13 protein-coding genes are annotated in these 14,938 nt (G+C 71.9%); 4 read left to right on the top strand and 9 right to left on the bottom strand.

Annotated features, from left to right (window positions below; translation table 11 throughout):
- Nucleotides 1–7: 7 nt before the first annotated feature.
- From rsmA to rsmI, 5 genes are all read right to left on the bottom strand, one after another.
- Nucleotides 8–886 carry a 16S rRNA (adenine(1518)-N(6)/adenine(1519)-N(6))-dimethyltransferase RsmA gene (rsmA, locus tag ACQPYE_RS03570; protein WP_498719103.1) on the bottom strand — a complete coding sequence of 293 codons (879 nt, stop codon included), beginning with the start codon at nt 884–886 and terminating at the stop codon, nt 8–10.
- Nucleotides 887–980: 94 nt separating this feature from the next.
- A complete protein-coding gene (locus ACQPYE_RS03565; protein WP_498719102.1) occupies nt 981–2,414 on the bottom strand; it encodes a resuscitation-promoting factor in 1,434 nt (477 codons plus the stop codon).
- Nucleotides 2,415–2,695: 281 nt separating this feature from the next.
- Nucleotides 2,696–3,532: a TatD family hydrolase gene (locus tag ACQPYE_RS03560; RefSeq protein WP_498719101.1), complete on the bottom strand. Its 837-nt coding sequence runs from the start codon at nt 3,530–3,532 to the stop codon at nt 2,696–2,698.
- The gene (gene metG, locus ACQPYE_RS03555; RefSeq protein ID WP_498719100.1) at nt 3,529–5,319 is read right to left on the bottom strand and encodes a methionine--tRNA ligase; all 1,791 of its coding nucleotides are present in this window, start codon (nt 5,317–5,319) and stop codon (nt 3,529–3,531) included. Before metG ends, ACQPYE_RS03560 begins: the two co-directional genes overlap by 4 nt.
- A gap of 133 nt (nt 5,320–5,452) precedes the next feature.
- The gene (rsmI, locus tag ACQPYE_RS03550; protein WP_498719099.1) at nt 5,453–6,298 is read right to left on the bottom strand and encodes a 16S rRNA (cytidine(1402)-2'-O)-methyltransferase; all 846 of its coding nucleotides are present in this window, start codon (nt 6,296–6,298) and stop codon (nt 5,453–5,455) included.
- Nucleotides 6,299–6,322: 24 nt separating this feature from the next.
- Here rsmI and ACQPYE_RS03545 point away from each other — a divergent pair, with 24 nt between their 5' ends.
- A complete protein-coding gene (locus tag ACQPYE_RS03545) occupies nt 6,323–7,894 on the top strand; it encodes a dolichyl-phosphate-mannose--protein mannosyltransferase (protein ID WP_498719098.1) in 1,572 nt (523 codons plus the stop codon).
- A 12-nt stretch (nt 7,895–7,906) separates the two neighbouring features.
- Here ACQPYE_RS03545 and ACQPYE_RS03540 read toward each other — a convergent pair whose 3' ends face one another.
- Nucleotides 7,907–8,365: an Lrp/AsnC family transcriptional regulator gene (locus tag ACQPYE_RS03540; protein ID WP_498719097.1), complete on the bottom strand. Its 459-nt coding sequence runs from the start codon at nt 8,363–8,365 to the stop codon at nt 7,907–7,909.
- Nucleotides 8,366–8,469: 104 nt separating this feature from the next.
- On the opposite strand from ACQPYE_RS03540, the gene ACQPYE_RS03535 reads away from it, so the two are divergent.
- Both ACQPYE_RS03535 and ACQPYE_RS03530 read left to right on the top strand, forming a co-directional pair.
- The gene (locus ACQPYE_RS03535) at nt 8,470–8,862 is read left to right on the top strand and encodes a DUF2000 domain-containing protein (RefSeq protein ID WP_498719096.1); all 393 of its coding nucleotides are present in this window, start codon (nt 8,470–8,472) and stop codon (nt 8,860–8,862) included.
- Nucleotides 8,859–10,001 carry an APC family permease gene (locus ACQPYE_RS03530; RefSeq protein ID WP_498719095.1) on the top strand — a complete coding sequence of 381 codons (1,143 nt, stop codon included), beginning with the start codon at nt 8,859–8,861 and terminating at the stop codon, nt 9,999–10,001. The genes ACQPYE_RS03535 and ACQPYE_RS03530 overlap by 4 nt, the downstream gene beginning before the upstream one ends.
- Here the strand turns inward: ACQPYE_RS03530 and ACQPYE_RS03525 are convergent.
- Entirely contained in the window at nt 9,952–11,949 is a 1,998-nt protein-coding gene (locus ACQPYE_RS03525; protein WP_498719094.1) for a serine/threonine-protein kinase, read from the bottom strand. The genes ACQPYE_RS03530 and ACQPYE_RS03525 overlap by 50 nt on opposite strands.
- Before the next feature lie 16 nt (nt 11,950–11,965).
- The gene (locus tag ACQPYE_RS03520; RefSeq protein ID WP_498719093.1) at nt 11,966–12,535 is read right to left on the bottom strand and encodes a TetR/AcrR family transcriptional regulator; all 570 of its coding nucleotides are present in this window, start codon (nt 12,533–12,535) and stop codon (nt 11,966–11,968) included.
- Between the two features lie 58 nt (nt 12,536–12,593).
- On the opposite strand from ACQPYE_RS03520, the gene ACQPYE_RS03515 reads away from it, so the two are divergent.
- Nucleotides 12,594–13,301 (top strand): SDR family NAD(P)-dependent oxidoreductase, encoded by a 708-nt coding sequence (locus ACQPYE_RS03515; protein WP_498719092.1) that lies wholly within the window; start codon nt 12,594–12,596, stop codon nt 13,299–13,301.
- Between the two features lie 61 nt (nt 13,302–13,362).
- Here ACQPYE_RS03515 and ACQPYE_RS03510 read toward each other — a convergent pair whose 3' ends face one another.
- Nucleotides 13,363–14,679: an alpha-lytic protease prodomain-containing protein gene (locus tag ACQPYE_RS03510; RefSeq protein ID WP_498719091.1), complete on the bottom strand. Its 1,317-nt coding sequence runs from the start codon at nt 14,677–14,679 to the stop codon at nt 13,363–13,365.
- Nucleotides 14,680–14,938 lie beyond the last annotated feature (259 nt).

The following is a 14,938-nucleotide window of genomic DNA, read 5'->3' as shown; positions in this document are numbered from 1 at the left end:
TCAACGACTACCGAGTGGAGGCGACCTCGGCTATCCGGATGAAGTCACCGACGGCCAGTTGTTCGCCGCGCACCGCCGGGTCCACGCCGGCCGCGACGAGCAGCCGCTGGGCCTCGGCGGCCGAGCCGGCCCAGCCGGACAGCGCGCCGCGCAGCATCTTGCGGCGTTGCGCGAAAGCCGCGTCCACCAAGGCGAACAGCCGTTTGGGATCCACAGTGGACAGCGTCTCGTGGCGGTCGAACGCGACCAGCGCCGAGTCGACGTTGGGCACGGGCCAGAACACCGAACGGGGCACGGGGCCGGCCCGGCGGGCGTCGGCGTACCAGGCGAGCTTCACGCTGGGCACGCCGTAGACCTTGCTGCCGGGGCCGGCGGCCATCCGGTCGGCCACCTCGGACTGCACCATCACCAGGCCCGTGCGCAACGACGGCAGCACGGCCAGCAGGTGCAGCACCACGGGCACGGCCACGTTGTACGGCAGGTTCGCCACCAGGGCGGTCGGGGCGACCGGGAGCTGGTCGGGGGTGACGCGCATCGCGTCGGCGTGCACGACGGACAGCCGCTCGGCCAGCTGAGGCGCCCGCTCCGCCACGGTGACCGGCAGGCGGTCGGCCAGCACGCCGTCGATCTCCACGGCCACCAGCGCGCGGCAGGAGGGCAGCAACGCCAACGTCAGCGAGCCCAGCCCGGGGCCGACCTCCAGCACCACGTCGTCCGGGCGCAGGTCGGCCGCCGACACGATGCGCCGCACCGTGTTCGGGTCGTGCACGAAGTTCTGCCCGAGCTTCTTCGTGGGCCGGATGTCCAGCTCGGCGGCCAGCCGGCGGACGTCGGCCGGGCCCAGGAGGTGGCTCCCGCGCCCGGCCGTCGTCGAATCCTCAGTCACCGGACCCATTCTCCACACCACCGCTCCCGGACCACCACGCGAGGTCGCGTCGACTTCCAGGCGACCTCGCCGCGACGCCGGAGGCGGCGCCGTGTTACGAGAGTCCGAGCTTCGACTGGCAGTGGGGCCACGCCGAGTAGCCGCCGCGCGCGTCGCGGAGCTTGGTGGCGATGGCGATCTGCTGCTCGCGGGTCGCCTGGTGCGGGTACGCGGCGTACTGGGAGCCGCCGTAGGCGTCCCAGGTGCTCTTGTTGAACTGCAGGCCGCCGTAGTAGCCGTTGCCGGTGTTGATGGCCCAGTTGCCGGTGGCCTCGCACTGCGCCAGCTGGTCCCAGACCGCGCCGTCGGGCGGGAGCTTGGTGCCGACCTTGACCTTCTTCGGCTTCGGCTCCTTGGTGACCTTCGCGCCCAGCTTCTCGCGGCCGACCTCGGCGCCGTTCTTCACCGTGACGCGGTAGGTGACGATCTGCTCGCCAGCCTCGCCCGGGTCCAGGACCTCTTTCTGGCCCTTCATCAGCGCGTCGTCCTTGACCTCCTCGACGGGCGGCTGGATGGCCTCCGTCGCGTTGATCACCGACACGCCGGTGCGCGTGATGTGGACCTCGGCGCCGTTGGTGACGCGCAGGTCGAACGCGGTCCCGAGCTTGTCGTCGGGGCCGAGCGACAGGTTCTCGCCCTTCAGCAGCTCCTCGACGGTCACGGCGGTCGTGCTGATCTGCCGCGGCTCGTTGCCGCCGTCGTAGAGCGTGATGGTCTTGAGGCTCTTGACCTCGAGCGACAGCCCGCCGAGGGGCACGTCCATGTTGCGGTCGTGGGAGAGCCAGGCGCCCTCGTCGGCCACCTGCATCTGGTCCAGCGCCTCGTCCACGGTGACCGAGCGGACCCAGCCCTCGCGCTGCTCGCCGTCGACCGTCATCTTCACCAGCCGGCCGCGGTCCAGCGAGATCTTCCCGCCGTCGCTGACCTTGGCCTGGGGTGACGGGCTCAGCGCGTCGTGCTCGCCGATCACGATGCCCTCGTCGGCGAGGATCTCGCCGACGGTCGACTCGTACGTGCGGACGGTGGTGGCCTCGCCGTCGACGTCGACCGTGACGGACTTGTCCATCGCGATCGCGGTGGCACCGCCGCCGGAGACGGTGACCAGCACGGTGAGGACGGCGGCCTTCAGGAAGCGCCGCTTCCACTTCCCCGCGGCTTCGACCAGCGCGGCGGGCGGGGCGCTCGGCCGCTCGGCGGCCAGGCTGCTCGCGACCCGGTCCTGGGAGACCTCGTCGGGGATGATGATCGGCGGCAGGAGCGTGGTCTCGGCGTTGATGAGCCGGATCAGCTCGTCGACGTCGACGTTCGCCCCGGCGAGCAGCTCGTCGGCGTCCGGTCCCAGCACTTCCAGCACGTCGTCCGGGGTGATGGTGAACACCGCGGTGTCCCATTCGGACGGCGGCCCGGGTCTGTCCAGGACGTCGACACCGGTCGAGGGTGTCGGCTGCACGGGCGTAAACCAGTCGGTGTCCTCGTTGAACGAGTTCACGGGGTGCCATACCTCCTGAAGGCGCGAAGTCCGGCGACGCGCACGGGTTCGGTGTCGGTGGTCAGCTGGTGATCTCCGGCAACTCCCGCACTTGTTCGGCTTCTCGCTTCTGGTGTCAACGTGACCCGCCCCGACTGCGGGTGCGCCCCGGATCACGACTCGGGGCACGGTCACGGGACCGTAACGGGTCGACGGGGGTTGTGCCAACACCCCGACAACCCTTGTGAGTTCAGTCACCCCGTCAGGGGAGCAAGTCTGTCCGCCATTCGTCGTAAGGAGGATTACGACTTCACGGCGTCACGAAGACCGAAGACGCGTTCGGCGTTTCGGGTGATCTTCGTGGCCAACTCACCCAGGTCGACCTCACGCAGCGTCGCCAGGTCCCGGAGCGTGTAGTTCACGCAATACGGCTCGTTCGGGCGACCTCGGTACGGGTGGGGCGTGAGGAACGGCGCGTCCGTCTCGACGAGCACGTGGTCCTCCGGCACCCACAGTGCGGCTTCCCGCAGCGCGTGGGCGTTGCGGAACGTCGTGGTGCCCGCGAACGAGAGCACGAACCCGCGCTCCACGCAGGCGCGCGCGAAGGAGAGGTCGCCGGAGAAGCAGTGGAAGACCACGGTGGACGGCGCGCCCTCGGCGTCGAGCACCGCGAGGACGTCGTCGTGCGCGTCCCGGTCGTGGATCATCAACGGCTTGCCGACCCGCTTGGCCAGGTCGATGTGCCACCGGAAGGCCTCGTGCTGGGCGGCCTTCGGCGCGTAGTCCCAGTAGTAGTCCAGGCCGGTCTCGCCGATCGCGACCACCCGGGGCTGCTCGGCGAGCCGGCTCAGCTCGGCCTGCTCCACCTCGCCGAACGCCGACGTGCGCGTGGGGTGCAGGGCGACGGCGGCGAACACCCGGTCGTCCCACGTGGCGGCTTCGGCGGCCCAGCGCGCGGCGTCGAGGTCGTCGGCGACCGTGATCACGCGGTCCACCCCCGCCCGGGTGGCCCGGTCGAGGATCTCGCGGACCTGGTCGGGCGTCTTCGCGCCGCACGCGTCGAGGTGGGTGTGGGCGTCGACCACCGGCGCCGGCAGGGTGTCCGGGACCGGTGGCCGTTCGCCTCGGCGTTTCGTCACTTCGCGATCGGGGCCCACTCGGGACCGGTCTCGCCCAGCTCGGGGTCGAGCTTCGCGAACAGCGGCGCGGGCTTGGCCAGCGGCCTGCCCACCTCGATCGGGGTGGACGCCCAGGTCGCCTGCTCGGCCGCGTAGTCGCCGGTCAGCACCGGGTACTCGCGGTCGGGCACGTCCAGGTCGGCGACGTCGGTCAACCGCGGCTGGGCCGCCCACACGCCCGTGCCGCCCAGCGCCTCGTGCACCTTCTGCGCCGAGTGCGGCAGGAACGGCGTCAGCAGGGCGTTGGCGTCCTGCACGACCTGCAACGCGGTGTGCAGCACGGTGTCGCGGCGCTCCGGGTCGTCCTTGAGCTTCCACGGCTCCTGGTCGGACAGGTAGCGGTTGGCCGCGCCGACCACCTTCATCGCCTCGCCGGAGGCCTGCTTGAACCGGGAGCGGCGCAGGTTCGCGCCCACCACGTCGAACGCCCTGCGGGACAGCTCCAGCAGCTCGTGGTCGGCCTGGGTGGGGCTGGTGGGCCTCGGGATCGCGCCCACGTTCTTGTGCGCCATCGAGATCGACCGGTTGACCAGGTTGCCCCACTCGTTGGCCAGCTCGAAGTTCGTCCGGCGGACGAACTCCTCCCAGGTGAAGTCGGTGTCCTGGTTCTCGGGGCCGGCCACCGAGATGAAGTAGCGCAGCGCGTCCGGCCCGAACTCCTTCAGGAAGTCCGTGACGTAGATCACCGTGCCGCGCGACGTGGAGAACTTCGAGCCGCTCATGGTCAGGAACTCGGAGCTGACCACCTCGGTGGGCAGGTTCAGCGTGCCGAACGAGCCGGGCTCGCCGCCCTTCGCGCCCTGGCCGTTCTGCCCCAGGAGCAGGGAGGGCCAGATCAGCGAGTGGAAGACGATGTTGTCCTTGCCCATGAAGTAGTAGCCCTGGGCGTCGCCGGTCCAGAACTCCTTCCAGGCGTCGTCGTCACCGCTGCGGCGGGCCCACTCGACGGACGCGCTGAGGTAGCCGATCACGGCGTCGAACCACACGTAGAAGCGCTTCATCGGCTGCTCGCTCCAGCCGTCGAGCGGGATGGGGATGCCCCAGTCCAGGTCGCGGGTGATGGCGCGCGGGCGCAGGTCGCTGATGAGGTTCTGGCTGAACTTGAGCACGTTCGGGCGCCACTCGGTGCGGGTCTGGAGCCAGCCGCCGAGCGCGTCGATGAACTGCGGGAGGTCGAGGAACAGGTGCTCGGTCTCGACGAACTTCGGCGTCTCGCCGTTGATGCGCGAGCGCGGGTTCTTCAGGTCGACGGGGTCGAGCTGGTTGCCGCAGTTGTCGCACTGGTCGCCGCGGGCGCCGTCGTAGCCGCAGATCGGGCAGGTGCCCTCGATGTAGCGGTCGGGCAGGGTGCGGCCGGTGGAGGGGCTGATCGCGCCCATCTCCGTCTTCGGGATGACGTAGCCGTTGCGCCAGAGGGCGAGGAACAGCTCCTGGACCACCTTGCGGTGGTTGCCGGTGGTGGTCCGGGTGAACAGGTCGTAGGACAGGCCGAGGCCCTGGAGGTCGTTCGCGATCACGCGGTGGTACTTGTCGACGAGCTCGCGGGTGGACACGCCCTCCTTCTCGGCCTGCACCGAGATGGGTGTGCCGTGCTCGTCCGAGCCGGAGACCATCAGCACCCGGTTGCCCGACATGCGCATGTAGCGGGAGAACACGTCGGAGGGGACACCGAAACCGGAGACGTGACCGATGTGGCGGGGGCCGTTGGCGTAGGGCCACGCCACCGCGGTCAGCACGGAGGCACTCATGGGCCAAGCCTACGGAGCCGCTCCCAGCGGTTTTTGGCGGGTTGGGCAGTCCGCGAGGGGCCGGGCGCGGAAGATCCCCCGGTCGGCTGACGGCGGCTTGCCCGGTCGTCTGGCGGTCGCCTGCCCGGTCGTCTCAGCCCTGGCTGATCGCGGCGTCGTACAGGGCCTTCTTGCTCACCCCCGCCGCCTCCGCGACCTCCGCCGCCGCCGTCTTCATCCGCTCGCCGTCGGCCACGCGCTGCCGCACCTCGGCCACCAGCGCCTCCATCGGCGGGGTCTCGCGGGCCTCGGCGGGCGCCAGCACGACGGTGACCTCCCCGCGCACGCCCTCGGCCGCCCACTCGGCCAGCTCGCCGAGACCGCCCCGCTTGACCTCCTCGTACGTCTTCGTCAACTCCCGGCACACGGCGGCGCGGCGGTCCGCGCCGAGCACGTGGGCGGCGTCGGCGAGGGTGTCCGCCAGCCGGTGCGGTGATTCGAAGAAGACGCAGGTCCGGGACTCGTCGAGCAGGCCGCCGAACCACCGCCGGCGTTCGCCCTGCTTGCGCGGCGGGAAGCCGTCGAAGCAGAAGCGGTCCGACGGCAGGCCCGACACGGCCAGCGCGGTCGTCACGGCGGACGGGCCGGGCAGGCACGTGACCCGGATGTCCTCCTCCACGCACGCCGCCACGAGGCGGTAGCCGGGGTCGGACACGCTCGGCATGCCGGCGTCGGTCACCAGCAGCACCGTGCGGCCGTCCCGCAGCGCCTCCAGCAGGCCGGGCAGCCGGGCCGTCTCGACCTGGTCGTAGAAGCTGACCACCCGCCCCGTCGGCGTGACGTCGAGGGCCGAAGCGAGCGACCGCAGCCGCCTGGTGTCCTCGGCCGCGATCACCTCGGCCGTGCCCAGCGCCTCGACCAGGCGCGGTGAAGCGTCCCGGACGTCGCCGAGCGGGGTAGCCGCCAGCACCAAACGGCCTGATCCAGATACAGGTCTCACGTCCCTCACCCTACGATCGTGCGCGTGAGCCTGATCGCACCGCAGTCCGCAGACGACGTGGTTGACGCGGGCGGGGTACCGCCGACGAGCCCGCCACCGGGCAACGACCGCGAACAGCGGGCCCGCCAGCTGGAGCCCGGCGCGATGAGCGACGCCCTCAGGGGCTGGCTCGTCACGTTGGCCGTGGCGCTGATCGGCGGTGTGGTGCGGTTCTGGAACCTCGGGTTCCCGACCGACAAGGGCACCCCGATCTTCGACGAGAAGCACTACGTGCCGCAGGGCGCGCAGGTGCTGCGCAACGGCGGGTACGAGGACAACCCCGGCTACGAGCTGATCGTCCACCCGCCGCTGGGCAAGCAGCTCATCGCGATCGGCGAGTGGCTGTTCGGCTACGACGGCGTCGGCTGGCGGTTCGCGTCGGCGGTCGCGGGCACGTTGACGATCCTGCTCGTGGTGCGGATCGCGCGGCGGATGACGCGGTCGGACCTGATCGCCGCCATCGCGGGCGTGCTGCTGATCGCGGACGGCATGAGCCACGTGCAGTCGCGGATGGGGATGCTGGACGCGTTCCTGACGTTCTTCGTGGTGGTGGCGTTCGCGTGCCTGGTGGTGGACCGGGACCAGGTGCGGTCGCGGCTGGCCGTCGCGGTGCGCGAGGGCTGGGCGACGAACTCGCCGTACGGCCCGTGGCTGGGTTTCCGCTGGTGGCGGTTCGCGGGCGGGATCGCGCTGGGCCTCGCGTGCGGCGTGAAGTGGTCCGGTCTGTGGTACATCGCGTTCTTCGGCGTGCTGTCGGTGCTCTGGAGCGCGCTGGCGCGTCGTTCGGCGGGGGTGGAGCGGCCGTGGCTCGGCGCGTTCGCGAAGGACCTGCTGCCGTCGCTGTTCGCGCTGCTGGTGATCCCGATGCTGGCGTACCTGGCCACGTGGTGGGCGTGGTTCGCGTCGGAGACGGCCATCGACCGGCACATCGCGGGCACCAAGATCCCCGAGGACGGCTGGATCCCGGCGCCGCTGCGGGCGCTCTGGTACTACAGCGGCAACGTGCTGGAGTTCCACACCAAGCTGGTGACGTCGGAGACCAACCGCCACCCGTGGGAGTCGAAGCCGTGGACGTGGCCGATGGGCCTGCGGCCGATGCTCTACTACTTCGAGGGCTCGGTGCAGGGCTGCGGCGGGCCGAGCTGCGTCGGCGCGATCATGCTGATCGGCACGCCCGCCCTGTGGTGGGTGTCGTTCCCGATGCTGGCGTGGGCGATGTGGCAGTCGATCGCCAAGCTGGACTGGCGGTACGCGGCCGTGCTGGTCGGGTACGGCGCGGGCTTCCTGCCGTGGTTCATCAACGTCGACCGGCAGATGTACTACTTCTACGCGATGCCGATGGCGCCGTTCCTGGCGCTGGGCATCGCGCTGGCGCTGGGCGAGGTCCTGGGCAGGCGGACCGACGGCCGGGAACGCCGCGGCACCGGCCTGCTCGCGGTGGCGCTGTACGTGGGCCTGGTCGTGGCCAACTTCGTGTGGCTGTGGCCGATCCTCAACGGCATACCGATCACCCCGGAGGTGTGGGACGCCCAGAAGTGGCTCCCGTCGTGGAACTGACCGAGGGGCGGGTCAGCGCGGCAGCTCGGTGAGCACGGGGTTGCGGATGCTCTCGTAGATCACCGAGCTGCGGAAGCTGATGACCTCGCGGCGTTCGCTCAGGCGGTCGATGAGGAACGCGTGCAGGTGTTCCAGGTTCGGCACGGCGAGGTGGATGAGGAAGTCGTCGTCGCCCGCCACGACGTACATCGCGGTCACCTCGGGCAGGGCGCCGATGGCCGCCTTGAAGTTGGCGATCACGGCGCGGCTCATCGGGCGCAGGCGGGCCGCGACGAACGCCTGCACGGGGCGGTTGAGCGCGCCCAGGTCGACGTCCGCGTGATAGCCCCTGATCACGCCGCGCTCGCGTAGCGCGCGCACGCGTTCCAGGCACGTCGACGGCGCGACGCCGAGACGCCGGGCCAGCTCGCGGTTGGTCAGCCGCGCATCCAGTTGCAGATTCCTGGTGATCGCCGAATCAAGTTCGTCCACGTCCAGATCATGGCAAACACCGCCGAACGAAGTTCGGTGACGCTGGATCGAGTCATCCGGGTGGGCAAGTCTGAGGGAAATCCACCGAACGAACGGACCCGGACGTGCTGCCGACCAGACTCGCGTTGATCCTGCGTGACGACCTGCCGCCCAACCTCGCCGCGAACGCCGCCGTCGTCCTCGGCCTCACCCTCGGCGCCCGGCTGCCCGACCTGCTCGGCGAGGACGCCAAGGACGCCGACGGCACCCTCCACCTCGGCCTCAACACCCACCCGGTGCCGGTGCTGACCGCGTCCGCCGACCACCTCAAGGCCCTGCACCGCGCCGACGGCGTGCTGAAGATCGGCTTCACCGAGGTCGCGCGCCGCTCCCGCGCCTACCCCGAGTACCTGGCCGCCCTCGCCCTCGCCGAGGACCCCGAGTTCGTCGCCGTCGCCCTCTACGGTCCCAGGGCCGAGGTCACCCGGCTGACCCGCAAGCTCCCGTTGATGGCATGAGGCTCACCGCGTTGTACGTGGGCGCGGTGCTCGGTCCCGGCGTGCTGGTGCTGCCCGCCCTGGCCACCGGGGCCGCCGGGCCCGCTTCCGTGCTGGCGTGGGCCGCGCTGCTGGCGTTGAGCGTCCCGATCGCGGTGTCGTTCGCCCGGCTCGGCGAGCGGCACCGCGGCGGGGTGGTCGGTTTCGTGCGGATCGCGTTCGGCCGACCGGCCGCACGAGCGGTCACGTGGTGGTTCTACCTGGTCGGCGTGCCGTTCGGCGTGCTCGGCGGCGCGCTGGTCGGTGGGCGGTACGTCGCGCACGCCCTCGGTGGCGGTGATCCCGCGCTGATCGGCGTGGTGCTGCTGGCCGCCGCGTTCGCGACCAACTACGCCGGGGTGCGGGTGTCGGCGGGCGCGCAGGTGCTGCTGGTCGGGTTGCTGGCGACGCTGCTGGTCGTGGCGGTCGCCCACAGCGTCCCGCACGTGTCGCGGGAGGACTTCGAGCCGTTCGCGCCGCACGGGTGGCTCGCCGTCGGGCACGCGGCCGTGGTGCTGTTCTTCGCGTTCTCCGGGTGGGAAGCGGCGAGCGCCCTGGCCGACGAGTTCGGCGACGTGCGTCGGGCGACCCGGCGGACACTGGTCGTCGTGGCCGTCCTGTACCTGGGGCTGGCGATCACGACGGCGGGCACGACGAGCGACGTCCCGCTCGCCGACCTGCTGGAACGCGCGTTCGGGCCGTCCGCCCGGCTGGTCACGGCCGTGGCCGCGACGCTGCTGACGTTCGGCGCGATCAACACCTACCTGGCGGGCGGCGCGCGCCTGGGCGGGCGGCACGGCCTGACCGGCTTGCTGGTGCTGTGCGCGCTGCTCACCGCCGTGGCGCTGCGCCTGCACGTGGAGCTGGACACCTTGATGCGCGTCGCGTCGACCACGCTCGCGGCGGTGACGGCGGCGGGACTGGCCGCCGCCGTCAAGCTCCTCCGCCGCCGCACGGCCGCGTTCGCCCTCGGCTGCACCGCGCTGGTGCTCGCGTTCTCCGGCGTGCTGCTGGCCGTGCCGCTGGTGATCGGGGTCGCGGCCCTGGTCAGCGCCCGGATCGGCGCACGGGTCAGCGCGCGGGACGGGTCGGCGGTCCCGGCCGGTCGATCATCTTCGTGACCGGGCCCTCCTTGCTCAACCCCGCCTGCGACAGCCACGTGCTCAGCTCGGTGCGGATCGCGCCCAACGCCGGCCGCTTGGCCGGGTCGGCGTCCAGCGCGCTGGTGAGCAGCCGGGCGTGGGCGCTGTGCTGCGGCAGCTTCACGCACGGCTCGCCCTGCGCGGCGGCCATCAGCGACGAGATCGGGTTCTCCCGGGACCCGCGCGGCGGGTGGCCGGTGAGCGCGTAGCTGACCGTCGCGGCGAGCTGCCAGGCGTCCGACGCGGGGCTGGCGGCCTCGCCGCGGGCGGTCTCCGGCGCCAGGAAGTCGGGCGTGCCGACCATCATCCCGGTGGCGGTGAGCGTGCTGTCGCCCTTCGACCGGGCGATGCCGAAGTCGATCAGGTGCGCGGTGCCCCGGGTGTCCACGATGACGTTGGACGGCTTCACGTCCCGGTGCAGCACGCCCTGCTCGTGCGCGGCGGCCAGCGCGTCCGCCATGTTCACCCAGAGCCGGGCGGCGAGCGTGTCGGCGAGCAGACCGCTGTTCAGCACGACGTCGGAGAGCGGTTGGCCGTCGATGTACTCCATGACGATCGCGAGCCCGTCCGGGTCCTGCACGATGTCGAACACGCGCACGCAGTTCGGGTGCCGCACGGCGGCCAGAGCGCGCGCTTCACGCAACATGCGCTGCTCGGTGTCGTTGTCGGGCGCGTGCGCGAGCTTCACCGCGACCGTGCGGGCCAACTGCTCGTCCACGGCCAGCCACACCGTGCCGAACCCGCCGCGGCCGAGCTGGCGGATGCGCCGGAACCGACCGGCCGCCGGGTTCCACACCTTGCCGGAGTCGGGCGTCGGGGTCGGCATCGACGCGCTGCCGCCTCCCGGGCCGAACGGCAGCGGGCCGGGCGTGTCGGCCAGCGGCGCCGGCTGCTCCGGCCTGGTCGGCCTCGGCGACTCCACGGGCGCGTCGGCGATCCGCGTCGGCGGGTAGTGCCGAGCCGGCGGCGTCGGCCGGTAGGGCGGGATCGGCTGGTACGGCGGGATCTGCGCGGGCTGGTAGGGCGGCGGCTTCTCCACCTTGTAGGGCGGCGGCTGGTGCGGTTGGCGCGGCTGCTGCGGTTGCTGCGCGGACGCCGACGGCTGACGCGACTGCTGCGAGGACTGGCGCGACTGCTGCGCCGACGGCTGGTGCTGGGACGAAGACTGGTGTTGGGACGACGGCTGGTGCGGTTGCTGGGACGACGGCGGCGGCGTTCTCGACACCGCGGGTTGCGGGCTCGGGTTCCCGCGATCGCGACCGGGGCGGTTCAGCATGGCGGTAGTCAACCCGAAAACCCGCACGACGAGGGAGCCCGCCACGGCGATCGGGAAGAACCCGAGCAGCAGGTGGCCCACCAGCGACACCGGCAGCGCGGACGTCGACAGCAGCAGGACCAGGAACGGCGGCCAGAACACCCGGCGCGGCCAGTTCGGGCCGAGCCGGAACGCCGAGCCCGCCTGGAGCATCACGAACAGCAGGCACAGCAGCGCGAGCAGCGCCGTCACCCCGGCGATGACCACGTCCGGCACCCCGGACCGACCGGTGATCGCCGTGATGAACGGGTCGCTGCCGATCAGGTAGTCGTACTGGCTCAGCGCCAGGCACGGCGAGTCGTCCAGCGACTCCGTGCCCGGCAGCGCGCGGGTGCGCAGCAGCTTGTAGGTGGCGGAGAACGCCATCCACGGCAGCACCAGCGTGCTGACCACGCCGAGCACGGCGAAGATCGCGCCGGTGAACGGGCCGTAGGAGTTGCCGACCACGCGGCGGACGGTGATCGACAGCAGGGCGGCGACCGTCGGCAGAACGCCGATCAGGGCGCCGAACGCGGTGGTGGTCCAGGCCCAGTCGCCGGGGCAGAGGGGCACACCGGACCAGTCGTGCAGCCACGCCAGCAGCGACTCGGCCAGTTCCACTACCCGCACCACCCCTTCTCGTCGCCTCTCAGGGTACGGGTGCGGGCCACGCCGACAGTGCCGTCCGGGCAACATCGTGCAGTTCAGCCCGCGTGGCGCCGTCCCTGGCCAGCGACGACATCCCCCGGACCGTGGCGGCGACGAACACGGCGAGGCGGCGCGCGTCCGTGCCCGCGGGGAGCGCGCCGGTCGCGACGTCGTGCCGGATCTTGGCCTCGACCGCCTGTCCGGCCTGGTCGCGCAGGTCGTCCAGCTCGGGTGCGCTGAGGATCAGGCAGCCCTTGGGCCGGTCGGCGGTCGTGTACTCGATCGCGGCTTCGGTCAGGATCCGCTCGACGGCCCGACGTGCGGTGGGCTCCTCTTCGAGGGCTCGCGCGGTGAACGCGCCGTAGGTCTGCTGGTAGCGGGCGACGGCTTCGGCGAAGAGGGCGCGCTTGTCGCCGAACGCGGCGTAGAGGCTCGGCGGGTTGACGCCGGTGGTCGCGGTGAGGTCGGCGACCGAGGTCGCCTGGTAGCCGTCGCGCCAGAACGCGCGCGTGACCTGGTCCAGCACGTCGTCCCGGTCGAACCCCCGCTTGCGCCCCACCACGGCACCCATTCTATAACGTCCGCTACAGTCCACCGTTGTATAGCGATCGTTACAGATTGGAGCGCTGGTGAAGACGGCATTGGTGACCGGGGCGAGTCGTGGGATCGGGCGGGCGATCGCGTTGCGATTGGCGGCGGACGGGATGCGGGTGGTCGTGCACCACGCGCGGGACGTCGACGCGGCCCGGGCCGTGGTGCGGGAAGCCGGGGGTGGCGCGTTCGCGGTGCGGGCGTCGTTGCCCTCGGAGCTCGACGCCCTGGTGGCGGCGCTGCCCCCGTTGGACGTGCTGGTGAACAACGCCGGGATCGGGCTGCCGGCGCCGATCGAGGACGTGACGCCCGAGGCGTTCGAGGAGGTGTTCGCGGTGAACGTGCGGGCGCCGTTCTTCCTGGTGCAGCGCGCGCTGCCGGTGCTGCGGGACGGTGGGCGGATCGTGAACATCTCGTCCGGGGCGACGCGCATCGCCATGCCGGTCGGCATCGCGTACTCGATGACGAAGGGCGCGCTCGACACGTTCACCCGCACCCTGGCCCAGCACCTGGGGCCGCGCGGGATCACCGTGAACACGGTCGCGCCGGGGGTGGTCGACACCGACGTGAACGCGTCGTGGCTGCGGGGGAACCCGGCGGCGGAGGCGGCGATGGCGGCGCGGTCGGCGTTGGGCCGGATCGGTCGTCCCGACGACATCGCCGACGTGGTGTCGTTCGTGGCGTCGGAGGAAGCGCGGTGGATGACGGGAGCGTGGCTGGACGCGACCGGAGGAGCCCACCTGTGAGCAGACGGGCCCGGCTCGCCGCGTGTGCGAGCCGGACCCCGCGCGTGCGCTCGCCGCTAGCTCACACGCGCGCCCACAAGGCGGGCACCGCCGGCGGATCCCAGCCTGGTTGGGACGTGTGCCCCTGCAAGCACCGGTACCCGACGCCGTCGTACGTCACGAGGGAGCCGATCGCGTACGCGACGCCTGGCTGCCAGGTGGTCTGGCCGGGGTTCGAGGTGGTCGTCGTGGTCGGCGAGGTGGTGCTGGTTGGCGTGCCGCCGCTGACGATCAACTGGAGGCCGTAGACCTGGAGGATCTCGTTGACCGGCTGGAAGTAGATCGTCCCGCCGGACGTGCAGTTCCCGGAGCCACCGGAGGTGACGCCCTGCGCCTGGTCACCCGTCAGCCACGAGCCGCCGGAGTCGCCGGGTTCGGCGCAGGCGTTCGTGCGGGTGAGGCCGGTGATCGTGCCTTCGGGGTAGGTCACGGAGGTGTTCTTCTGCTGGACGGTGCCGCAGCGCCACCCCGTGGTGGAGCCGGAGCGGCAGACCGACGCGCCCACCGGGGCCTCGGTGGAGCCGGCCACCGGCACCGTGCCGGGGTAGCGGTTGACCAGGGCGCGGCCGGTGTTGCCGGCGGCCGTGCGGACCCAGGCGTAGTCGTTGCCGGGGAAGCTGGAGCCGGCGAACGTGCCGCTGGGCTGGGTCGTCGTCGCGCCGGTGCTACCGCAGTGCCCGGCGGTGACGAACCCTCCCTGGACCGCGAACCCGACCGAACAGCGGGAGCCGCTGCCGATGTAGTAGGCGTTGCCGCCGATCACGTCGGCCAGCGGGCGCGGCTCCTCTGTGGACGGTTCGACCCGGACGTCGGCCTCGCCCAGGCCACTGGCACGCGCAAACGCTTGCGCGGCGGTGACGTCGCGGGCGAGGACGACCACGGTGTTCGTGGGGGCGTCGACGTACCAGCCGGGGACGGTCCGCGGCGCGCCGCGCGCGTTCCGGTCGAGCTTGACCTTGAGGGCGTCCAGCTGGGCGAGCGAACGCGGCACCACCATCGCCCGCGCGCCTTCCGCTTCGACGGCCTGGATCTGCGACGCGGCCGTGACGCCGACGACGAGCTCGGTCGCGTCGGCGTTGAGCCAAGCCCCCGCGAAGCCGGGCCCGAGCCGTGCCTTGAGCGTGCTCTCGGTCCGGGTGGCGACCGCTTCGCGCTCGATGCGCGCGCGGGCCTGGTCGGGGGTGAGGTGGAGGTCGCGCGCCATGGCCGCGACCATGCCGCCGTCGACGTCCAGCTGTGGCGGTGGTGGGCCGGCGGTCGCGGTGGTGGCCAGCGCGGCTGCCAGTCCGGCAGCGCTCAGGACCGCCACGGCGACCGCGGCGACGGTGCGTCGGGTCATCCGCTTGTCTCCTTGCAGGGGTGGTGACACGGGATGCGGGGCCGTTGCACCCGACGCTAGGCGGCGGAGACCTCCAGCGGATATGCCAGTCCAGTCATAACGCGGCGGTATGGTCCAGTCCACTTCCGATCTTCGTCCCGTGCCCGGCGAGCGGGTGGTCGGGCGGTGGTCGGGCGGTGGTTCGGGGGTTGTGGGGGTGGTTCGGGGGGGTGTGGGGGTGGTTCGGGAGGTCACGGGTGGTTGGGGGTCGTGGGGTGGT

Origin of the sequence: Actinosynnema sp. CA-299493 (assembly GCF_050946825.1) — a bacterium.
GTDB lineage: Bacteria > Actinomycetota > Actinomycetes > Mycobacteriales > Pseudonocardiaceae > Actinosynnema.
This window is presented reverse-complemented; position numbering and strand designations above follow the sequence as displayed.

Coding starts and splice junctions, on each gene's coding strand:
- metG (WP_498719100.1), bottom strand. CDS start 5,319: ATGAGTGCCTCCGTGCTGACCGCGGTGGCGTGGCCCTACGCCAACGGC.
- ACQPYE_RS03530 (WP_498719095.1), top strand. CDS start 8,859: ATGAGGCTCACCGCGTTGTACGTGGGCGCGGTGCTCGGTCCCGGCGTG.
- ACQPYE_RS03520 (WP_498719093.1), bottom strand. CDS start 12,535: ATGGGTGCCGTGGTGGGGCGCAAGCGGGGGTTCGACCGGGACGACGTG.
- ACQPYE_RS03510 (WP_498719091.1), bottom strand. CDS start 14,679: ATGACCCGACGCACCGTCGCCGCGGTCGCCGTGGCGGTCCTGAGCGCT.